Origin of the sequence: Nonomuraea fastidiosa (assembly GCF_042751225.1) — a bacterium.
Taxonomy (GTDB): Bacteria; Actinomycetota; Actinomycetes; order Streptosporangiales; family Streptosporangiaceae; genus Nonomuraea; species Nonomuraea fastidiosa.
The window spans coordinates 2,580,408-2,601,233 of record NZ_CP170570.1 but is presented as its reverse complement, the minus strand read 5'-3'; the positions used below and the strand labels follow the sequence as shown (position 1 = coordinate 2,601,233).

General features: G+C 70.8%; 19 protein-coding genes and 2 pseudogenes. 12 read left to right on the top strand and 9 right to left on the bottom strand.

The genetic code is table 11. From position 1 onward, the window contains the following. Positions 1 to 28 precede the first annotated feature (28 nt). The 3 genes from ACFMQL_RS11775 to ACFMQL_RS11765 all read left to right on the top strand — a co-directional run bounded on the left by ACFMQL_RS11775 (position 29) and on the right by ACFMQL_RS11765 (position 2,333). The gene (locus tag ACFMQL_RS11775; RefSeq protein ID WP_378785654.1) at positions 29 to 1,429 is read left to right on the top strand and encodes a hypothetical protein; all 1,401 of its coding nucleotides are present in this window, start codon (positions 29 to 31) and stop codon (positions 1,427 to 1,429) included. A gap of 234 nt (positions 1,430 to 1,663) precedes the next feature. Further along, positions 1,664 to 2,002: a hypothetical protein gene (locus ACFMQL_RS11770; RefSeq protein ID WP_364063683.1), complete on the top strand. Its 339-nt coding sequence runs from the start codon at positions 1,664 to 1,666 to the stop codon at positions 2,000 to 2,002. A gap of 73 nt (positions 2,003 to 2,075) precedes the next feature. Further along, positions 2,076 to 2,333, top strand: coding sequence for a hypothetical protein (locus ACFMQL_RS11765; protein ID WP_364063680.1), 258 nt, complete (start codon positions 2,076 to 2,078; stop codon positions 2,331 to 2,333). Between the two features lie 12 nt (positions 2,334 to 2,345). Here the strand turns inward: ACFMQL_RS11765 and ACFMQL_RS11760 are convergent, their stop codons facing one another. Together ACFMQL_RS11760 and ACFMQL_RS11755 are read right to left on the bottom strand one after the other, a co-directional pair. Continuing rightward, positions 2,346 to 3,005, bottom strand: coding sequence for a response regulator (locus ACFMQL_RS11760; protein ID WP_378785653.1), 660 nt, complete (start codon positions 3,003 to 3,005; stop codon positions 2,346 to 2,348). Continuing rightward, the gene (locus tag ACFMQL_RS11755) at positions 2,993 to 4,267 is read right to left on the bottom strand and encodes a sensor domain-containing protein (protein WP_364063675.1); all 1,275 of its coding nucleotides are present in this window, start codon (positions 4,265 to 4,267) and stop codon (positions 2,993 to 2,995) included. Before ACFMQL_RS11755 ends, ACFMQL_RS11760 begins: the two co-directional genes overlap by 13 nt. A gap of 376 nt (positions 4,268 to 4,643) precedes the next feature. On the opposite strand from ACFMQL_RS11755, the gene ACFMQL_RS11750 reads away from it, so the two are divergent. Together ACFMQL_RS11750 and ACFMQL_RS11745 are read left to right on the top strand one after the other, a co-directional pair. Beyond that, positions 4,644 to 4,853 (top strand): hypothetical protein, encoded by a 210-nt coding sequence (locus ACFMQL_RS11750; RefSeq protein WP_378785651.1) that lies wholly within the window; start codon positions 4,644 to 4,646, stop codon positions 4,851 to 4,853. A gap of 377 nt (positions 4,854 to 5,230) precedes the next feature. Next, a pseudogene (locus ACFMQL_RS11745) lies at positions 5,231 to 5,571 on the top strand (chorismate mutase). Here ACFMQL_RS11745 and ACFMQL_RS11740 read toward each other — a convergent pair. From ACFMQL_RS11740 to ACFMQL_RS11720, 5 genes are all read right to left on the bottom strand, one after another. Next, the gene (locus ACFMQL_RS11740; protein WP_364063667.1) at positions 5,564 to 6,142 is read right to left on the bottom strand and encodes a dienelactone hydrolase family protein; all 579 of its coding nucleotides are present in this window, start codon (positions 6,140 to 6,142) and stop codon (positions 5,564 to 5,566) included. The pseudogene ACFMQL_RS11745 and the gene ACFMQL_RS11740 overlap by 8 nt on opposite strands. 65 nt (positions 6,143 to 6,207) lie before the next feature. Continuing rightward, entirely contained in the window at positions 6,208 to 6,960 is a 753-nt protein-coding gene (locus ACFMQL_RS11735) for a MauE/DoxX family redox-associated membrane protein (RefSeq protein WP_364063664.1), read from the bottom strand. A 10-nt stretch (positions 6,961 to 6,970) separates the two neighbouring features. After that, complete coding sequence (locus ACFMQL_RS11730; protein ID WP_364063661.1) at positions 6,971 to 7,576, bottom strand: cell wall protein; 606 nt, start codon at positions 7,574 to 7,576, stop codon at positions 6,971 to 6,973. A gap of 14 nt (positions 7,577 to 7,590) precedes the next feature. Next, entirely contained in the window at positions 7,591 to 8,040 is a 450-nt protein-coding gene (locus ACFMQL_RS11725) for a hypothetical protein (RefSeq protein WP_364063658.1), read from the bottom strand. A 324-nt stretch (positions 8,041 to 8,364) separates the two neighbouring features. Further along, positions 8,365 to 9,552 carry a trypsin-like peptidase domain-containing protein gene (locus ACFMQL_RS11720; RefSeq protein WP_364063656.1) on the bottom strand — a complete coding sequence of 396 codons (1,188 nt, stop codon included), beginning with the start codon at positions 9,550 to 9,552 and terminating at the stop codon, positions 8,365 to 8,367. Positions 9,553 to 9,887: 335 nt separating this feature from the next. Between ACFMQL_RS11720 and ACFMQL_RS11715 the strand changes: the two genes are divergently transcribed. The 6 genes and pseudogenes from ACFMQL_RS11715 to ACFMQL_RS11690 all read left to right on the top strand — a co-directional run bounded on the left by ACFMQL_RS11715 (position 9,888) and on the right by ACFMQL_RS11690 (position 16,651). Next, positions 9,888 to 10,559 (top strand): hypothetical protein, encoded by a 672-nt coding sequence (locus ACFMQL_RS11715; protein WP_364063653.1) that lies wholly within the window; start codon positions 9,888 to 9,890, stop codon positions 10,557 to 10,559. A 448-nt stretch (positions 10,560 to 11,007) separates the two neighbouring features. Beyond that, entirely contained in the window at positions 11,008 to 12,237 is a 1,230-nt protein-coding gene (locus ACFMQL_RS11710; RefSeq protein WP_364063650.1) for a trypsin-like peptidase domain-containing protein, read from the top strand. A 197-nt stretch (positions 12,238 to 12,434) separates the two neighbouring features. Then, complete coding sequence (locus ACFMQL_RS11705) at positions 12,435 to 14,549, top strand: PQQ-dependent sugar dehydrogenase (RefSeq protein ID WP_364063648.1); 2,115 nt, start codon at positions 12,435 to 12,437, stop codon at positions 14,547 to 14,549. A gap of 20 nt (positions 14,550 to 14,569) precedes the next feature. Further along, positions 14,570 to 15,469: a sugar phosphate isomerase/epimerase gene (locus tag ACFMQL_RS11700; RefSeq protein ID WP_364063646.1), complete on the top strand. Its 900-nt coding sequence runs from the start codon at positions 14,570 to 14,572 to the stop codon at positions 15,467 to 15,469. A 334-nt stretch (positions 15,470 to 15,803) separates the two neighbouring features. After that, positions 15,804 to 16,109 (top strand): annotated as a pseudogene (locus ACFMQL_RS11695) (glycerophosphodiester phosphodiesterase); the annotation flags it as partial. A 77-nt stretch (positions 16,110 to 16,186) separates the two neighbouring features. Beyond that, on the top strand, positions 16,187 to 16,651 hold the full coding sequence (locus tag ACFMQL_RS11690; protein ID WP_378785647.1) for a glycerophosphodiester phosphodiesterase: 465 nt from the start codon (positions 16,187 to 16,189) through the stop codon (positions 16,649 to 16,651). Between the two features lie 708 nt (positions 16,652 to 17,359). Here ACFMQL_RS11690 and gdhA read toward each other — a convergent pair. Beyond that, positions 17,360 to 18,700: an NADP-specific glutamate dehydrogenase gene (gdhA, locus tag ACFMQL_RS11685; RefSeq protein ID WP_364063637.1), complete on the bottom strand. Its 1,341-nt coding sequence runs from the start codon at positions 18,698 to 18,700 to the stop codon at positions 17,360 to 17,362. 126 nt (positions 18,701 to 18,826) lie between these two features. Then, positions 18,827 to 19,972, bottom strand: a complete 1,146-nt coding sequence (locus tag ACFMQL_RS11680; protein ID WP_364063634.1) for an NAD(P)/FAD-dependent oxidoreductase — start codon at positions 19,970 to 19,972, stop codon at positions 18,827 to 18,829. Positions 19,973 to 20,024: 52 nt separating this feature from the next. Between ACFMQL_RS11680 and ACFMQL_RS11675 the strand changes: the two genes are divergently transcribed. Continuing rightward, entirely contained in the window at positions 20,025 to 20,498 is a 474-nt protein-coding gene (locus ACFMQL_RS11675; RefSeq protein WP_364063632.1) for a MarR family transcriptional regulator, read from the top strand. The last annotated feature ends 328 nt before the right edge of the window (positions 20,499 to 20,826 follow it).

Below are 20,826 nucleotides of genomic sequence, written 5' to 3'. Positions count from 1 at the left end.
TCGCACCTATCACTCCAGGGGGCTGGATATGACTGACGAGACCCGGGCCGGCAAGGCGACGATCGACGCGGAAGACGGCGTGCTCGGCGGCGAGGCCGCCCTGCTGCACGCCCAGGACGACCCCGCGGCCTCCGCCGCCGTGGACGCGGCCGTCGAGGCCGAGCTGCTGGAGGACGCGCCGGCCCGCGAGGCGGTCGAGGCCAGGCGCGAGAGCGAACGCCAGATCGCCGACCTCGCCGCCCAGGACCAGCAGCGCATGCGCGACATCCAGCGCGAGCTGCGCACGATGGGCGCCGACGTCTGGCCGATCTCCCGCTGGTGGGGCTTCGAGATCCACCTCAACGAGTCGGCCGCGCTGCTCGCCGCCGACATCCCGCAGCTCATCGGGCAGGCCGCGGCGACCGTCGTGGGCTCCTGGCTGGCTCCGCTCATCGAGCGCGCCGTACGGAGCAAGGCCGGCTGGATCGCCTCCATCGCCAGGCCGTACGGGGTCAAGCTGGTCTCGCCGTGGACCGCGCCCGGCATGCTCGTCCCCGCCAGGCAGGACGGCAGGCCCGCGGGCGGCGCCGGCCTGTACTGGGCGGTCCACGAGCCCGACGAGGGGTGGAGCGCGGACCAGCGGTTCATCGACCACTTCAGCGTGACCGGCCCGGCGCTCGGCCAGTTCCAGGACCGGCTGTTCCTGGCGCACCGGGGCCGCGACGGCGACCAGAGCCTGTGGTGGGCGGTCTACGACGCCGAGGAGGGCTGGAGCGACGACCAGCGCTTCCCGCAGCACCTCAGCCAGGCCGCGCCCGCGCTGGCGGCGTGGGACGGGCGGCTTTACTGCGTGCACCGGGGTGCGGGGGACGACGCGGCGCTGTGGTGGACGCGCTGGGACGGCTCGCAGTGGACTCCCGACGAGCGGCTGCCCCGGCACTTCAGCGAGACCGCCCCGGCGCTGGCGGCGTACGACGGGCGGCTTTACTGCGTGCACCGGGGTGCGGGGGACGACGCGGCGCTGTGGTGGACCCGCTGGGACGGCTCGCAGTGGAGCCCCGACGAGCGGCTGCCCGCCCACGCCACCGGCGCGAACCCGGCGCTGGCCGTCTACCGCGGCCACCTCTACTGCGTGCACCGCGGCGCGGGCGACGACACCGCGCTGTGGTGGACGCGCTGGGACGGCTCTACCTGGAGCCCCGACCAGCGGCTGCCCGGTCACCACGCGGCCGAGGGGCCCACGCTGACCGTCTATAAGGACCGCCTCTTCTGCGTGCACCGCGGCACCGCCGACCAGAGCCTGTGGTGGAGCAGCTTCAACGGCGCCTCATGGAGCGCCGACGAGCGGCTGCCCGGCCACTTCAGCGGCGAGGGCCCCGCCGTCATCGCCTACCGCGACAGGAACGCCACCCGCGACCAGCTCCTGTGCGTGCACAGGGGAGTCCGCTGAGTCAAGGTCCGTGAGACGGGCGCCGGTCTTCGCGGCCGGCGCTCGTTCTCTTGGTCGGCGCGCTCTTGACAGGCGGGCTCTTGGTCGGCGGGCCTCAGTAGGCGGGCTCTTGACAGGCGGGCTCTTGGTAGGCGGGCTCTGGTAAGCGGGCTTTTGGTAGACGGGGCGGCCACGGGGCAGGGGGCGCGGAGGAGCGTTCTTCGCAACGTGACCGATCGCGCGAGGTGAGGCACGATGCCCGAACGACGTGAGGATGACGAGTTCTTCGCCCCCGTGCTGAGAGAGCCGCCGCCCGGCGAGGACGCCAGCGACACCGGCGTGCCGCACGTGCACGGGGCCGGACACGGGAACTGGGCGCGCAGGCCCGCGCCGTCCAACGCGGTCAGCCTGTGCCTGCTCGCGGCCGCCCTGCTGGTGCTCGGCGGCGTGGTGCTGGCCGTGCTCGCCGTGCTCGCGGGCAACGCGCCGCTGGCCGTGCCGCCCGCGCTGGTGGCCCTGGCCGCCGCCGTCTACCTGGTGCTGTTCGGGGTGCGCAGAGCCCGCCAGAACGGCGGCCCGCCCACCTTCGGCTGACCCCGCGCCGGGTTTCACCGCTTCTCACCGGGTAAACGGCCTGCTGGGAGGGCCTGATCGGAGGAGTGGTGCGATGTCCGCGACGTCACTGATCGACAGGGAATGCGTGCGCCGGCTGCTGGACTCCCGGCACCCGGACGCCACGCTGGTGTTCATCCGCGGGGGCTGCGAGGTCCTGCCCGCCTCGGAGATCGACGACGCGCACAAGGGCCTGGTGATCGCCAGCCGCGACGAGCTCATGGCCAGGTTCGCCGGCGGCACACCGTCGGACCGGGAGCTCGACGAGCTGGCGCACCGCCTCGACAACATCGTCCGCGACCTGGGCTCATAGCGCCCTCGCGCGTCACGCGCGCCGGTGGCCGCTCTCCAGATACTGCAGGACGGCGGCCACCCGCCGGTCGGTCCTGTCGGTGGGCGCGAGGTCGAGCTTGGCGAAGATGTTGCGGATGTGCTTGTGCACCGCGCCGTCGGTGACGACCAGCCGCTCGGCGATCGCCGCGTTCCCGAGCCCCTCCGCCATCAGCGCCAGCACGTCGCGCTCGCGCGGGCTGAGCCGGTCGAGCCGGTTGTCCGGCCTGGTGCGGGTGAGGAGCTGCGCGACCACCTCGGGGTCGATGGCGGTGCCGCCCTCGGCCACCCGGTGCAGCGCCGTCAGGAACTCCTGCACCCGGCCCACCCGCTCCTTCAGCAGGTAGCCCAGCCTGGCGCTGCCGTGCGACAGCAGCTCGGTGGCGAACGCCTGCTCCACGTACGCCGACAGCACCAGCACCGCAAGACCGGGCAGCCGGTGCCTGGCCTCGACCGCGGCCCTGATGCCCTCGTCGGTGTGGGTGGGCGGCATGCGCACGTCCACGATGGCCACGTCCGGCTCGTACTCGTCGATCGCCTTCAGGAAGCCGTCCGGCTCCGAAGCGGTGGCGACCACGTCGAGCCCTTCGGCGCGCAGCAGCAGCGCGAGACCCTCGCGCAGCAACGGGTCGTCCTCGGCGATCACAATCCGCATGGAAGGCTCACAATCATGGTGGTCGGTCCGCCGACGGGGCTGGTCAGCTCGAACGTGCCGTCGTGCGCCTCGGTCCTGCGGCGGATGCCGCTCAGCCCGGACCCTCCGGACTCGGCCGCGCCGCCGCGCCCGTCGTCGGTGATCTCGATGCGCAGCCAGGAGTCGGTACGCCGGACCGTGACCCGGGCCCGCGTCGCCTGGCTGTGCTTGGCGATGTTGGTCAGTGCCTCGGCCACCACGAAGTAGGCGGTGGCCTCGACGGAGGCGGGACACCGTCCCGGCACGTCGGCGTCGATCTGGCACGGCACGGGGCTGCCCGCGGCCAGGCCGGTCAGCGCGTCCGGCAGGCTGCGGTCGGCCAGCACCGGCGGCAGGATGCTCCGTACGACGCCGCGCAGCTCCGCCAGCGCCTGCTCGGCCGCGTTCTGCGCGCTTTCGAGCACGGCGTCCGCGGTGGCCGGATCGCGTTCCAGCGCCCGCCGGGCCGCGCCCAGCAGCATGGTGACGGCCACGATGCGGTTCTGCGTGCCGTCGTGCAGCGAACGCTCGATCCTGCGCAGCTCGGCGGCGTGCGCGTCGAGCGCGGCCGCCCGCGTGGCGGTGAGCTGGGCGACGCGCAGCGCCAGGTCGGTGGTGGGGTCGGCGGACAGTAGCTTCCGCCCCGGCCACGCCTGAAGCCTCGCCATCGGCGGCACCAGGATCAAGGTCAGCGCCAGCCAGAACAGGCTGAGCGCGCTCACCGCGAACGCGCTGCCGACGGTGTCGCCGTCCCAGATGAACAGCCCTGCCCCGACCGTCTCGCCCGGCGGCAGCAGCCGCCAGTAGAGCGGGTAGAGCAGGTCGCGTACCGCGCTGAACGGCAGCGTCAGCCCCACGAAGCCGATGAGCAGGCCGATCGTCGCGTGCGGCACCACCCAGGCCAGCTCTCTGCGGCTCGCGGGCCGCGCGATGGCCTCCCGCCACCCGTCGGGCACCGGATCCGGGCTGATCAGCTCGTCCGGGCCCCAGCGGGACAGCCGCGCCCGCTCCCTGTCGGCCACCGCGCGCAACGCGCGCAGCGCCGTCGGCAGCAGCGGCAGGCCCACGCCCACCAGGCAGGCGACCCCCACGAGGATGAGGCCGACCAGCGCCAGCAGCGCCAGCGCGCCGGTCCCGATGCCGCCGACGAGGTGCTCGATCCCGTCGAGCGTCGTCCTGGCGCGGGCGGACAGGCCCCGCGCACGGGCACGCCTTCGCCCGTCCGCCATGTCGTGACCTGTCATCCGCACCTCCTCGCCACCTGAATGTAGGTCACGAGCAGGCACCGACGTCAGGGGCGGGCCGGAAGAGTACAGCAGGCTGTACCACTCGTCCGATCGTCGGATTGTGAGCGTGCCGGCGTGGTCACGGGGCGCGTGAGTGACCGGGGGCGTGCGCCTCGCCGGTTCGCGGGTGTGCGTCGTGCGGGGACCGGTGGCAGAGCGGCAGGGCGCCTGTTTCACCAGCTCACGGGCTGTGTGGTGCCCTCAGGGGGTGGCCGGCGAGTACAGCAGCCTGTACGCGGGTTGTCGCGTTGACGGGATCGATGGGGCACCGGGGTGATTCGTAGCGTTTTCGGTGTCAGCGAGTCGAGCACCGCAACGGCAAAGGAGTTACGCCATGACCCAGCACACCACCGAGATCCGTCCCGTCGCCCGCCACCGTGTCAGCCGCCCCCTGCTGTGGGCGCTGCTCGCGGTCTTCGCGGTCGCCAACGTGGTCACGTCGGTGTCGACCCTGCCGGTGTACGTGGGCGTCGGCTTCGGCCTGGCCGCCCTCGCCTGCGCCGCCACCCTGATCCACCAGCACTACGCCACCCGCCGCCACTGACCCCCGCCGCCCGCCCGCCTTGCGCCCCCGCCGCGGTCCGGCGGGGGAGGGGTTCGGACGTCCGGCCGAGGGGGTTCGCGTCCGGCAGGGAGGGGGTTCCGCCTCGGCCCCTGGGGAGGGGTTGCGCGTCCGGCCGGGGTCCCGCGTCCTGCCCTCGCGTCCGGCTCTGGGGAGGGGTTGCGCGTCTGGCTGGTGGTCCCGCGTCCTGCCCTCGCGTCCGGCTCTGCGGAAGAGGTTGCGCGTCCGGTCGGCACGTTCGTGTGTGGCGGCGTTGCCGTACGGGGGCGGTGGGTGGGAATCTCTCCCTCAGCGAGCCACGCCGCTTGTCAGCCGGCGGTGGGTAGGATTTCCCCTTCCAAGGATGAAAGGGGATATTTGTGGAAAAAGCCTCGGAAAATCGTCCTGATCAGGAAGCGTACGTACGCAAGGAGCTGCAGCGGCTCCGCGACAGCATCGACAACCTCGACGCCGCCCTCGTCCACCTGCTGGCCGAGCGGTTCAAGTGTACGCAGGAGGTCGGCCGCCTCAAGGCGGAGTACGAGCTTCCCCGGCGGACCCCGAGCGGGAGGCCGCGCAGATCCGCCGCCTGCGCGCCCTGGCCGAGCAGTCGAAGCTCGATCCCGTTTTCGCCGAGCGTTTTCTGAATTTCATCATCGCCGAGGTCGTCAGGCACCACGAGCTCATCGCCAGCAACCGGGCGGCCGCCCGCGCTACCTGATTTCGCCGAGGAAATCGAGCACCCGCTCGGTGAGCAGCCCGGCGGCGGCCCGATCGTAAGAAGGCAGACCCGGGTCGGCGAAGTTGTGCCGGTCGCCGGGATAGAGGAACAGCTCCGCGTGTGCGGCCGACCCCACAAGGGCCCGCGCCGCGTCGAGGTCGCCCTCACCGGCGAAGATCTCGTCGGCCTCCATCCCGTGCACCTGCACCGGCACCCCCTGCGGCCACGCGTCGCCGAACTCCGTGACGGGCACGCACGCGTCGATCAGCACCGCGCCCTTCGCGCCCGCGCGCGTCTGCGCGAGGCTCTGGGCCGGCAGCACCCCCAGCGAGAACCCCACGTAGACCAGCTCGGCAGGCAGGTCGAGCGCGGCGGTCCTGCCACGCTCGACGATCGTGCCGAAGCCCGCCTTCTGCGCGTACGCCACGCCGTCCTGCAGCGCGTCGAAGACCTGCCCTTCGTACAGGTCGGGCGTGTGGACGGTGTGACCCGCCGCCCGCAGTGTGGCGGCGAACTCGCGTACGCCCTCCGTCAGTCCGTGCGCGTGATGGAACAGCAGCACCTCGGCCACGCCGGCCCTCCAATCCTCGATCAGGTTTTCGAGTATCGCAGGCTGTGTGCGGCGGCGCCACCGGATCAGACCAGAGCCACCTTGACCTGGCGGGGGTCGTCGACGCCCAGCGGGATGGCGAAGACGGCCGTGCGGTCGCGGGCCCCGTACACCACGAAGCGGATGCCGTCCTCGTCCCACGTCTCCTGGACGTCCGAGGTGAGCTGGGCGGACGCCGAGCAGAACGCGGGGCTGCGGCGCAGCAGGTGCAGGGACGCCTCAAGCGGCACCCCGTCCGGGGGCGGCGCGGCCACCAGGCGGACCAGGCGGCGGCGCAGCGGCGTGAGCCAGTAGCCGTCGAGCTCCGACGACAGCGCGAGGAGCGCCAGCACCTCCACGACGACGACCACGGCGACGACGGCTGCGGGAAGCGTGCCCTCGGGCGCGAGCGCCGCGAGCACGGCGGCGAGCAGCAGCAGCGCGGCGCGGGCGAAGGAGCGCACGTCCACGGGGCGCGAGTGCGTACCGAGGCAGCCGCAGGACGCGGTCGGCGCGGCGACGTGCGCGTACCCGAGGTAGGCGAGGAACCCGGCCGAGAGCAGCGCCGCCGCCCCCGCGTTCCACGGGTGGGCGGACGGCACCAGCAGCCCGGCCGCCACCGCCAGCTCGACCAGACCGACCAGCCGCAGCGCGGGGACCGCGCGCGCCGGGCCGGTGAGCCGGGCCAGGGCCGTGCGCCCGGCCTGTGCCCGCATCCGCCGGCTGAGCAGCTTCAGCAGACCTGCCCAGAGGAGGAAGGTAGCGATCACATACGGCTGCGACGCGGCGATCCCGTTCACGAACTGCCTCCTAGTGCGGGGAGAAGACCGTGGCGATGTCCACTTCGTTGGTATCCGGACGCCATGCGCCCAGGATCTGCACGTGCTGGCTGACGCGCAGCAGCGACAGGTCCGTGGTCGGCGGCCCGTCGGAGCGGATGGCGACGGACGTGCCGGCCACGACGTGGCAGAGCACTTCCTGCCCGTTGTGATCGAGGTGGAGCGTCTGGTCCTTGATGTTCGTGATGTGGCCCTTGATGTTGACGATGTTCAGCCACACCGACTCGGCGGCCAGTACGCCGTCCGGCATGCGGACGCCTCTGGCGTACAGGCCGTCGCCCGGCTTGGCCGCGTCGAACCCGACCGGGCCGAGCTTCCACAGGCTGGTGCCGTTCACCACCCTGATCGTGTGCAGGACCATGTTCGAGCCCAGGACGAGCATGGTGTCGTCCTTGATCGAACGGATCCTGCCCTCGGCGAAGTCGGGGTCGGGCGCGCCCGGCTCGACCTTCTGCTTGGTGGGGGCGGTGGCGGCGAAGGCCGCCTCGGGGCCGAGCGAGCCCATCGCGGTCGCGGCGACGACGCTCGCGCCGCCACCGAGCACGGCCGACTTGAGCAGGTCTCTTCTGCTGCGCATGAGTACCCCGCCCTTCAGGCCGTCGAGATCTCGACCGGCCGCAGGCCGGAGGAGAGGCTGGCGATCTGGCTGTAGGCGGCGGGCGTGAGGTCGATGAGCCGGTTGCTGGCGCAGGTCGAGCCGCAGCAGCTCCGCTCGCCGCAGAACAGGTCGGTCTGCGGGCCGCAGTCGGCGATCGCGGTGACGACGCTGCCGCCGCCGCACAGCGAGGTGATGCGGTGGCGGAAGCCGCACGTCCGGCGCGACAGGCTGACGCCGCAGCGGTCGGGACGGGTGATGGACCAGCACGCGTCGGAGGCGTTCGGCCAGGCGTGCTGCAGGTTTCCTGAGTTGCAGGTGCCGCAGGCCCCCTTGCCGGTGCTGCTGCACGGGCCCCAGGCGGTGCCGCAGCAGAACCAGGAGACCTCTCCTTGGACGGGGCCGAGTAAGTCGGCGGGCGGGTCGGTGGCCTTGCTTCGCGCCATGCGCGTCCTCCTTGGGTGCGCTCGTTGACGATCTCTGCGGGGGGTTGAAGGTTTCCGACTCGATCTATGAGTACCATGTAAGGATTTTTCGTCAATGCCCTGTTTTTCGGATATTTTTGAGGCTTGTGGGATTTAAGTGACTGGTGTGACTACGTGACGATCCTGGGTGTGACATGACGCGACGGTGACGCCCGCCCCGAGCGCGCGCGTCACCGTCACCGCCCCAGGAGCACGACCACCGTCCCAGGAGCACGACCACCGTCCCAGGAACAGGACCGCCGTCCCAGGCCGCCGTCCTTGTCCGCTTTCGGTCAGGGCCGCCGGTCAGACCGCGTCGGCGCTCTCGGCGGCCCGGTAGACGGCCATCGCCTCGTCTCCGAAGAAGGGTCCGAACATGAAGCCCGGCGCGAAGTTATAGGTGAAGCTGTTCACCGAGTTGAGCGAGCCGAGCCCGGTGGCGGGGTCGAAGTTCAGGAACCAGGGCCCGCCGCTCGACCCGCCGGTCATGTTGCAGCGCAGCCCCTGATCCTGCGTCATGACCGTGTCGTTGAACACGCGCCCGCTGCAGTAGATCAACCGTGCCCCGTCGAACGGCTCCGCCGCCGGGTACCCGAAGGAGAACATCTGCTGCCTCCTGGCCTGGTTGAACGCCACGCCCTGCCCGCCGACGACGTCGGTCAGCGTCTGCCCGTTGAGCGGCGCCACCACGACGGCGGCCACGTCGAAGTTGATGTCCTCGCGGGCGTTCCACTGCTGGGTGGTGAACATCCTGGTGCCCACCCACGTGCCGAACGGCCGCCGGCCGTTCTCGAAGGCGGGCACGAAGACCCAGTTGCGGTGGGCGGCGCCGTTCAGCTTGACGCAGTGGCCCGCGGTGATGACGACGCTCTCGTTCGCGCTGGTCACGGCCGTGCCGGAGCAGGAGGAGTTGCGTCCGTCCGCGGTGGTGAAGAAGACCCGGCCGGTGGTGCGGACGACGGCGCCGCCGTCGGTCCACCGCAGGCCGGGGCTGTTGTTGACGGCGCTGCGCTGCTGGTTGCCGTTCCCCTGACCGCCCGTGCCCTGGCCACCGTTGCCCTGATTGCCCTGGCCGCCGCTGCCTTGACCGCCGTTGCCCTGGTTGCCCTGGCCTCCCGTGCCCGGGTTGCCGGTGCCGCGGTTGCCCGTGCCCTGGCCGCCGTTGCCGTAGTGGCCCGTCCCCTGTTGGGCCGACCAGGTCGTACGGCTCCCGGCCGAGCCCCGCGTGGGCCGCGCGGACCAGGGGTTGCCCCGCGACGGCCCGCGCCACTGGTTGCGCCGGGGGGCGGGGGCGTTGAGCGGCTTGGCCGCGAGCATGCGGTTGGCGGTCCAGTACTGCGAGACGGTCCTGCGCTCCGACCAGGAATCCGTGGCGGTCCACGTGGCGGGCCGCCGGAAGTCCGGCCCGCCGGCGGCGTTCGCGGTGCCCATGGGGGCCAGGGCGCCCGCGAGGGCGAGCGCGGCGGCGGAGAGCAGGGCGACTCTGCGGTGCATTACGTACCTCCCGAAACCCGGTAACTGCCGTAGGGAGGTACGTACGGTGCGAACGATGTTCCTCAACGCCTGCCCAAATGGATATACCGACATCACGGGACGAAGGCGACACATCGCGCAGGGTGTCATATGGCACGCATAGGCCGAGGCGCTAATTTTTCTTTACTGAAAGCCATTCGCAGTTGGTGCTTTTCACCGATTCTTTCCGGGTGCGGGATATTCGGCTGCGGCGTGGCGTTGTCATTCGGCTCGCGGCAACTGTAAGCATCGTACCGGTCTGGCGACCATGGGTCGTATTCCGAAAGGAACGGTAAATGCTCACCCCAATGAGAAAAATGGCGAGGCCGGCGGTGCACGGGCTGCTCGCGGTGGCGCTTGCGGTCACCATGGCACCTGCGGCGAGCGCGGATAACCGCGACGACCACCATCTGCGCAAGTTCAAGGGCATCCACAGCGACAGGGGCTTCCACACCGGCAGGAAGGACGAGGACGGCGGCCGTAACTGCAGGCCGCACACGTTCTGGCGGATCCACAAGCTCTCGCCGCGCAACTTCTTCGTGCCCCGCACCCGCTTCATCGACGGCCCTGGCGGCTCGATGACGGTGTCGGTCACGCGCGAGCACGAGGTCCTCGCCTTCCTCGAAGCCGAGAACGAGAAGACCAAGACGCTGGAGAAGACCTTTACGCATGACGACGAGGACGGCACCCCCGACACCAAGTCGGTGGTGGAGAGCCTGCGCCGGCTCGGCCTGCCGCACCTCGAAGAGCGGCACATGGTCTTCACCGGGCACGAATACACCCGGGAAATCAGCCCGGGCAAGTACGGCAACATGTGGTACCGCGTTTTCGGTTACCGCATCGGCTGGTCGGCCTGGAACGTGCTCGGCACCTGCGAGCGCCACAGGGTCGCCACCGGCATCGCGAACGTGCCTTCCCGCGTGGAGGGCTGGCGTTACTGGGAGACCAAGCACCCGACGTTCAAGGGCCGCAAGCTCTCCAACAAGTAACCGGATTTCGCAGGTCAGGGTACTGGCCGAGCGTGGCGGGTATGGGGGCTTCAGTCCGGCACCGCCGGACGCGCAGCCGTCCGGTGTGCCGAACCCCACGGCTTCCACGAGGGGGAACGATGGCCATACAGCGTTATCTCGGACTCAGAGCCTTCCGCCTGCCGTTCGCGCCCGAGCCCACGCCGGGCAACGGGGGCGACACCTACGGACGGGCCCGACGGCGCCGACGGCGCCGCCGCTGATACGCCGAGGGACCGTCAGGAGATGTGAGGGTGTCGAGAACCCTCACATCTCATCTCTTTTTCCGGGCGGATTCTTCCGGGCCCGCGGCTTGCCACCAGCGGTGATAAGGCCGGTATCAGGGGGTGCGAACGCGCGCGATCCCCTGCTTAGCCGGTGTTTACGGATCAGCGCGCACGCTTGTGTCATCGGGACCTGAGGAGATGACATGAGCGCGAACGAGCCGAGCGAGCCTCGCACCGACGGCTGGAGCCAGTTCGGTGCGACCCCACCGTCCGCCGGAGGGTTCACCCGGCCGATCCCTTCGATGCCGCCGCCGCCACCGCCCGCGCGCAAGCACGCGTTCACGTTGACCCGCAAGGCGATCGCCGGGCTGGCGCTGGCCGCCGTCGCGGCGCTGGGAGCCGCCGCGGTGGGCGGCGGGGCCGTGGGGGCGGCCCTGGCCGGAGGCGGCACCCCGGTGCCGGCGGCGACCGCCACGCCGAACACGCCGAGCCCGGTCTTCCGCACCGCCTCGGACCAGTACACGGTGGCCGAGGTGGCGGCGAAGGTGCAGCCGTCGGTGGTCATGATCCAGGGCCGTACGAGCGAGGGCTCCGGCGTGATCCTGTCGGCCGACGGGCTGATCCTCACCAACAACCACGTGGTGTCCGGGCAGGACAGCGGACTGACGGTGAAGTTCAACGACGGCAAAATGGCCAAAGCCACGGTCGTCGGCACCGACCCGGCCACCGACCTCGCCGTGATCAGGGCGCAGGACGTCTCGGGCCTCGCCGCGGTGGCATTGGGCGACAGCGACCAGCTCAAGGTGGGCGACGACGTGCTGGCCATCGGCAGCCCGCTGGGCCTGGACGGCACGGTGACCGCGGGCATCGTCAGCGCGCTCGACCGTACGGTGACGGCCGGCAGCGGCCCGCGCGACCAGCAGCTCCCGCCGGGCTGGGGCGGGCGAGGGCAGGCCGAGGAGGTCACCACGCTCGGCGGCATGATCCAGACCGACGCCGCCATCAACCCGGGCAACTCCGGCGGCGCGCTGGTCAACGCGGCAGGCGAGCTGGTCGGCATCAACAGCGCGATCGCTCCTGAAGGCGTCAACCTGGGCTTCGCGATCCCGGTGAACACCGCCAAGCACGTCTCGGAGCAGCTCGTCAAGAACGGCAAGGTGACCCACGTCTACCTGGGCGTGAGCGTGACCGACGCGACCGGCGACGTGCCCGGCGCGCTCATCCGCGACGTGACCAAGGGCAGCCCGGCCGACAAGGCGGGGCTGAAGGAGGGCGACCTCATCACCAAGATCGGCGAAACGCCGGTGCAGGGCGGTGACACGGTGGTCGGCCAGGTGCGCGGGTTCAAGGTCGGCCAGCAGGTGCAGATCACGTACCAGCGCGACGGCAAGGAGTCCACGGTGACCGTCACCATGGAGGAGCAGAAGAACTGACGTTATAGACGATCCCGATCGCCCCTTGCTCCGGCAGGGGCGATCGCGTTGTCGTACGCCTTTCTCACTTAGTGCGATCGGGGGCGGGAGATACGCGGGCGGGCGTGAATTAGGCCCTCCTCGATCGGCGTAACTCGGGTTACATTCACGTTAATTTGCCCTCTCTTATCCACCCGAGTAGACCGAAGGAGAGAGGCGTGAGAGCGAGAACCATGATCGCGGTGCTGTCCGCCGCGGCGATGATCGTGCCGTTCGGCGCGCAGTCCGCGGCGCACGCCGAGACGGCGGCCCCACCGCCGGACGACCAGTTCCAGAAGGTGACGCTCAACGACCATCCGGGCGAGCCCATGGACCTCGCGGTCTTACCCGACAACCGGGTGCTGCACACGACCAGGCGCGGCGAGGTCTGGTTACACGACCCGAAGACCGGGCTCAACACCCTCGCCGCCAAGCTCGACGTGTACCAGCACGACGAGGAGGGGTTGCAGAGCATCGCGCTCAGCCCGGGCTTCGGGAAAGGCTCCAAGAAGGACGACTGGGTCTACCTCTACTACTCGCCTCCGCTCGACACCCCCGTCGACGATCCCGCCACCCCTGACGTCAACGAGGGCGACGCACCCGTCACCGGCACCCCCGCCGACTTCGCCCCGTTCAAGGGCCTGATCAGGCTGTCACGCTTCCGCTTCACCGGATCCACCATCGACCTGCGCTCCGAGCAGCGCATCCTGGACGTGCCGGTGGACCGCGGCATCTGCTGCCACGTCGGCGGCGACATCGTCTTCGACGCCGCGGGCAACCTTTACCTGTCCACCGGCGACGACACCAACCCGTTCTCCTCCGACGGCTTCACGCCGATCGACGAGCGGCCGGACCGCAACCCCGCGTTCGACGCCCAGCGCAGCTCGGGCAACACCAACGACCTGCGCGGCAAGATCCTGCGCATCAAGCCCAAGGAGAACGGCGGCGGCTACACCATCCCCAAGGGCAACCTGTTCCGGCCCGGCACGAAGGGCACCAGGCCCGAGATCTACGCGATGGGGCTGCGTAACCCGTTCAGAATCGAGCTGAACAAGAGGACCGGCGAGCTGTATGTCGGCGACTACTCGCCCGACCAGCAGCAGGCGGACCCGAAGCGCGGCCCGGCGGGCACCGGCAAGTGGACGATCGTCCGCAAGCCCGGCAACTACGGCTGGCCGTACTGCGCGACGGCTGAGCTGCCGTACGTGGACTACGACTTCGCCACCGGCGAGTCGGGTGAGACGTTCGACTGCAAGGCGCCGATCAACGAGTCGCCGCACAACACCGGCCTGCGCGAGCTGCCGCCGGTCACCCAGCCCGACGTGTGGTACTCGTACGGGCTGTCGCCGGAGTTCCCCGAGCTGGGCACCGGCGGTATCGGGCCGATGGGCGGGCCGGCGTACGACATCCGCACGGCCGACACCAAGGGCCGCGACTCGGTGGCCTGGCCGAGCTACTACGACGGCGTGCCGCTGCTGTACGAGTGGACCCGCGACTACGTCAAGGCGATGCACCCGGACGGCCGCATCGAGAGCGTGCTGCCGTCGATCGTCTTCGACAACCCGATGGACATGGAGTTCGGCCCGGACGGCGCGCTGTACGTGCTGGAATACGGCGACGGCTACTTCAGCGAGAACCCGGAGGCGCAGCTCTCCCGCATCGACTACATCGGCCGCACCGGCAACCACTCGCCGATCCCGGTGGCCGCCGCGTCGGTGACGGACGGGCTCGCGCCGCTCACCGTCGACTTCACCAGCACGGGCACCAGCGACCCCGACGGCGACCGGCTCAGCTACGCCTGGGACTTCAACGCCGACGGCAAGGTGGACTCGCGCAGCCCGTCGGCGTCGTACACGTTCAAGGAGAACGGCCTGTACAACGCCACGCTCAAGGTCACCGACCCGAAGGGGCGGTCGGCCTCGACGTCCGTGCGGATCGTGGTGGGCAACGCGGCCCCGGTGGTCGAGCTGGTCAAGCCGGTGGACGGCGACCGGTTCAGCTTCGGCGACGTGGTCGAGTTCGAGGTCCGCGTCACCGACGACCAGCCCGTCGACTGCGCCAACGTGACCGTGGACTACATCCTCGGCCACGACGACCACGGCCACCCGCAGACCACGGCCCGCGGCTGCACGGGGTCGATCCAGACCACCGAGCCGAGCGGGCACGACCCGGAGAACGACAACCTCACCGGTGTCTTCGTGGCCACCTACACCGACCCGGGTACCGGCGGCCTGCCGCCGTTGACCGGCAGCGCCCAGGTCGTGCTCCAGCCCACAGCGCCGGCCACGAATTAGGCGGACTCAGGAGGACCACTATGTGTTACGGCTACGGCCCCAGCAGGCGTTCCCTGCTCGCCGCCGGGTTAGGGCTGGGTGCGGCGGCGGTGGCCGCCGCGTCGCCCGCCGCCGCGGCGGCGGTGCACCCGCCCCGCCATCACGGCGAGCGGGTGCCGCCCGGCAAGATCAGCATCCAGCTCTACACGCTCCGCGACGACCTGAGCAAGGACTACGACGCCACGCTCCGCTACGTGGCCAGGGCCGGATACCCGAAGGTCGAGCTGGCGCTCGGCTACTTCGGCCGCACCGCGCGCGAGCTGCGCCGCTTCCTCGACGGGCTCGGCCTGCGCGCCAGCTCCAGCCACGAGGACATCAGCTCCGACGCCGCCGGGCTCGAAACGAAGATCGAGAACGCGCTGACGCTGGGCCAGAAGTACATGGTCGTGCCCTATCTGGCATCCGACAGCCTGGACCAGTGGAAGGCGTGGGCCGAGCGGATGAACGTCGAGGCCGAGGCCGCCCGCAAGGCCGGGCTGCGCTACGGCTACCACAACCACGCCCACGAGTTCACCACCGACCTCGGCAACGGGGTCACCCCGTGGGACGTGCTCACCTCCGAGCTGGACCCGCGCCTGGTCCACCTGGAGATCGACATCTACTGGGCGGTCACCGGCGGCGTGGGCCGCGGGGAACGCGACCCGGTGAAGTTCGCGATCGACGTGATCCGCAGGGCGCCGCAGCGCGTGCTGCAGTACCACGTCAAGGACCGGCACCTCGACGGCGACATGGCCGACCTGGGGACGGGGACGATCGACTTCCGCCGGGTGTTCCGCGCGCACCGAGTGGAGGAGTACATCGTGGAGAACGACACCCCGGACGTGACGCCGCAGCGTACGGCGGAGGTCGGCTACCGGTACCTGCGCGAGCTGCGCTACTGACCGCGTGACCGCGTGACCGCGTGACCGCGACGGGCGCTCCGGCGTGCGGGCGCCCGTCGTGGTCGTGCAACCTGCGGCCTGCGGGCGCCCGTCGCGGTCGTGCAACCTGCGGCCTGCGGGCGCCTGTCATGGTCTTGCGGCCGGCGTCCTGCGGGTGCCTGTCGCGGTCTTGTAGCCGTCGCCTGCGGGCGCTTGTCGCGGTCGTGCGGCCGGCGGTCGGCCGGAAGGCGCGCGGTCAAAAGTTCGTACGGATCTTTGCGACACGCGCGGAGGAAACGGTCATTCCCCCCTTAGTGGGAATCTCTCTGGCACAGCAATACCGGGGGGAGTGACCATGTATCGCTTTCTCGGCGTTCTCGCCGTTTCAACCGTGGCGGGCCTTGGCGTCGTGCCGGGCCCCGCCGCCGTCGCCGCGCCCGTCGTGCCGCCCCACGTGGACACCATCGCCCACCGGGGCGGCATGGCGAAGGCACCGGAGAACACGATCGCGGCCTGCGCCCTGGCCAGGAGGCAGGGTGCGGACGTGTGCGAGTTCGACGTCCAGCAGACCAAGGACGGCAAACTCGTGCTGATGCACGACGAGACGCTCGACCGGACCACGAACGTCGAGAAGCTCTTCCCGGAGCGGGCGCCGTGGCGGGTCTCGGACTTCACGCTGGAGGAGATCCAGCGGCTCGACGCCGGCTCCTGGTTCTCCCCCGCTTCCGGGGTGAGGGCGTGCCGACGCTCGCGCAGGCCCTGCGCTCGGTACGCGGCACCGGCACCCGGCTGCTGCTGGAGATCAAGCACCCGCCGGACCGGCCGGACATCGACCGCAGGGTGGCCGCCGAGCTGCTGGAGACGCGTGACCTGTGGGGCGACGGGCGGCTCGCCGTGCAGGCGTTCGGCTGGCAGTCGATGCGGGTGCTGCGCGCCATGGTGCCGGGACTGCCGATCGCGCTGCTCGGCCGGCCGCACGAGGCCCGCCTGAGCGAGCTGGCCCGCTACGCCGACGGGCTCACGCTGGCGCACAAGCAGCTCACCCCTCGGTACGTCGAGAAGGTGCACAGGCGCGGCATGCGGGTCTACACCTGGACGGCGGAGAAGCCCGCCGTGCTGCGCAAGCTGATCTCGTACGGGGTGGACGGCATCATGACCAACCACCCCAGGCGGCTCACGACCGTCAAGCGCGCGCTGCGCTGAGCCCCGCCGTCGTCCGCCGGCCGGTCGCCGGCGAGCCCGCCAGCACGCTACAGCGCCTTCACGCCTGGCAGGACGCGCGGCACTCGGTGGGGCTGGCGCCGTAGAAGCGCTTGAACGCCGTGCTGAACCCGAACGCGTCGGCGTACCCCACCCGGGGGCGACCGCGGCGACGGTCGAGGCGGGCTCGCCCAGCAGGTCGGCGGCCAGCGCCATCCGCCACTCCTTCAGATACGTCAGCGGCGGCATCGCCGAGGTCGCCGCGGTGGCGCTCACCGAGGACGGCCACCACGAGCAGGTCTACACGCTGTCCGGGCCGCGCGGGCTGACGTTCGGCGAGGCGGTGGCGGCCATCGCCAAGGCGTCGGGGCGGTCCATCACGTACGAGACGGTGACCCCTGAGCAGTACCGCGAGGAGCTGCTGGCGGAGGGCGCGTCGCAAGAGGCGGCGGAGGAGCTGAACGCGTTGTACGCGAAGATGCGCGGGCCTGTTCGTCGAGCCGCGCGACGGGGTGCGGCGGGCGCTCGGCCGCGATCCGATCGACTTCGGCGACTACGTCGCCCGTACGGTGTCCGCCTGGCGCTGACGGGCGCGTTTTCAGGCGGAGGGTCAGGTGGCCGGTGGACCCGGACGTCGTTGGCCGGGTCGGCCGGAAAGAAGAAGGCCGGTTGGATCAGGCCCGTCAGATCAGGCCCATCAGATCAGGCCCGTCAGATCAGGCCGAGGGCGAGCATGGCGTCCGCGACGCGGCGGAAGCCGTCGATGTTCGCGCCGGCCACGTAGTTGCCCGGCATGCCGTACTCGTCGGCGGTGGCCAGGCAGCGGTCGTGGATGTCGCGCATGATCTCCTGCAGCCGCTGCTCGGAGAACTCGAACGTCCAGGAGTCGCGGCTGGCGTTCTGCTGCATCTCCAGGGCGCTGGTCGCGACGCCGCCCGCGTTGGCCGCCTTGCCGGGCCCGTACGCGATGCCCGCCTCCTGGAACACCTTGATGCCCTCGGGCGTGGTCGGCATGTTGGCGCCCTCGCCGACCGCGATCAGGCCGTTGGCGACCATGGTGGCGGCGTCGTGGCCGGTGATCTCGTTCTGAGTGGCCGACGGCATCGCCACCTCGCCGGGCACCTCCCAGACGCTGCGCCCCGGCACGAACGTGGCGTGGGGGCGGCGCTGGGCGTACACGTCGAGCCTGGCTCGCTCCACCTGCTTGATCTGCTTGAGCAGGTCGAGGTCGATGCCCTTCTCGTCGAGCACGTAGCCGGAGGAGTCGGAGCAGGCCACGACGACGCCGCCGAGCTGCTCGACCTTCTCGATGGTGTAGATGGCGACGTTGCCCGAGCCGGACACCACGACCCGCTTGCCGTCGAACGACGTGCCGCGCGCCTTCAGCATCTCCTGCACGAAGAAGCTGCAACCGTAGCCGGTGGCCTCGGTGCGCACCTGGGCGCCGCCGTAGACCAGGCCCTTGCCGGTGATGACGCCGGACTCGTAGCGGTTGGTGATGCGCTTGTACTGGCCGAACAGGTAGCCGATCTCGCGGCCGCCGACACCGGTGTCACCGGCGGGCACGTCGGTGTACTCGCCGATGTGCCGGTAGAGCTCGGTCATGAAGCTCTGGCAGAACCGCATGACCTCGCCGTCGGAGCGGCCCTTGGGGTCGAAGTCGGAGCCGCCCTTGCCGCCCCCGATGGGCAGTCCGGTCAGGCTGTTCTTGAAGATCTGCTCGAAGCCCAGGAACTTGACGATCCCGAGGTAGACCGACGGGTGGAAGCGCAGGCCGCCCTTGTAGGGGCCGAGCGCGCTGTTGAACTCCACCCGGAAGCCCCGGTTGATGTGCACCTCGCCCTTGTCGTCCGTCCATGGGACGCGGAAGATGATCTGCCGCTCGGGCTCGCAGATCCGCTCGATGATCTTCGATTCGGCGTACTCGGGGTGCTTGCCGAGCACTGGGCCGATGCTTTCGAGGACTTCGCGCACCGCCTGGTGGAACTCGATCTCGCCAGGGTTGCGGCGCAGGACGTTGTCATAGATCGCCGACAACTTCTCGTGCAACACGTACTCCAAGCTCACAGGGGTTGTGGCGGACACCTCACTGTACGGGGAAGTGAGTTGTGAGGAGCACGCGGGGCCGTCGAGTTCAGGCCGCGGCGATCGACGGCCCCGCACAGCACCCGGGCGGCCTCACAGGCTGACCTGGTAGCGGTACATCCAGGCCAGCGACTCCTGGCCGGCGCTCTTCTTGAGGAAGAACGGCATCATCAGGTCGCGGATGACCCGCACGATCGGCCCCGCGGCCTTGCTGTTGCTGATCGTCCTGGAGTACGCCACCACGCGCTCCGCCCGCGGCCGCCGTTCGGACTCGAAGCGCTTGAACGCCTCCTCGTGGTCGCCGCTCTCGCGCAGGCAGCGGGCCAGCACGATCGCGTCCTCGATCGCCAGCGAGGCGCCCTGGCCGGAGCTGGGCGAGGTGGCGTGCGCGGAGTCGCCGGTGAGTAGCACCCGGCCCCGGTGCCAGGTCGGCAGCTCGGGCAGGTCGTAGATGGGCAGCCCAGGGCCGACGTCGCTGCGCCTGATGAGGTCGGCGGAGGCGTTCGCGTCCCGCTTGAAGGCGTCGACCAGCACCGGCTTCCAGTCGGCCGGCACGTCGCCGAGCTTGCGCGGCAGGTTCGCGAACCACCAGGTTTCGCCGGACGCCGCCACCGTGTAGCCGAAGAAGGCGCGCTTGCCGAACACCATGTGGTACGTGCCGGGCTCCCCGGCGAGGCCGGACTCGGCGACGATGCCGCCGAAGCCGTACAGGCCGCTGTAGCGCGGGGACGGGGCCTGCGGGTCGAGCACCGTGCGGGTGCGCGAGTGCACGCCGTCGCAGGCGATGAGCAGGTCACCGGTGGCGCGGCTGCCGTCCTTGAACACCGCCGTCACCGCGTCCGGCTTCTCGTCGTAGAAGGTGAGGCGCTTGCCGTACGTGATGGGGATGCCGCGCCGCTCGGCCTCGTCGCGCACGATCCGGTAGAGGTCGGAGCGCAAGATCGTGTGGCTGACCGTGCCGTCGTCCAGCTCCAGCCCGTTGGCCACCTCGCCCAGCCGCTTGCCGGTGCCGCTCCACATCACCATGCGCGGCGTGGGGATGCCGGCTTTGAGCACTTCGTGGTGGGCGTCGAGCACGCGCAGCGCGGCCAGGCCGTTGGAGGCCACGTTGAGGAAGGATCCGACGTCGTCGGCGCCGCGCGCGTACGCCTCGTAGATCTCGGCGTCGATGCCCACCTCGCGCAGCGCCATCGCGGTCACGGGTCCTGCGATGCCACAACCTATGATCAGAGCCTTCATGGTGATAACCTTTCGTTCGGACGAACGAAATAATAGGCAAGGGTGGCGAACGGTGTCGAGAGATATTTCGGAGCGACGAAAGAGTCTGCTGGAGGCGCTCACCACGGCCGGGCGCGAGCAGAGCAACGCGGCGGTGATGTACCACAGCGCGCTCGGCGAGCGGCTCGGGCTCGGCATGACCGAGGAGAAGACGCTCGACCTGCTGCAGCGCCTCGGGCCGCTCACCGCGGGGGAGATCGGCCAGCACACCGGCCTCGCGCCCGCCACGGTCAGCGGGCTCATCGACCGGCTGGAGGCCAAGCAGCTCGCCCGGCGCGTACGCGACACCAAGGACCGCCGCCGGGTCATCGTGGAGATCGACCACGCCCGGCTGGCCGGCTTCGCCGAGCTGTTCGAGCCGTTCGTGACCAGGCTCGCCGAGCTTTACGACCGGTACACCGACGACGAGCTGGAGCTCATCCTCGACTGGGTCACCCGCGCCACCGCCGCCCAGCGCGCCGCCATCCAGGAACTGACGGAGGAGTGATGCGCGCCGGGGGTGCGTTGTCCGCGCCCCTGCGGCAACTCGCGTATTCGCCATACCCCCTGCGCGCCGGCTCGCCCCCTGCCCCGTGAGCGCCGGCCGCGACCCCGCCGCCGGGTCTCGGGCTCAGGAGGTGGGGAGGGCGGAGGCCAGGCCGGCGGCGCCGCTCGGCCGCCAGCGCCGCGTACGTGTCCTTCGCCTCCTGATCCCCGCCGGGCGTGGCCGTCAGGCGGGCCGCGTCGTCCTCGGCGGGCTCCGTAGCGGTCAGCAGGTCACCGCCCGAGTAGCCGGCGAGCCGGTGCGGCGCCCGCACGTCGAACCAGTACGCCCC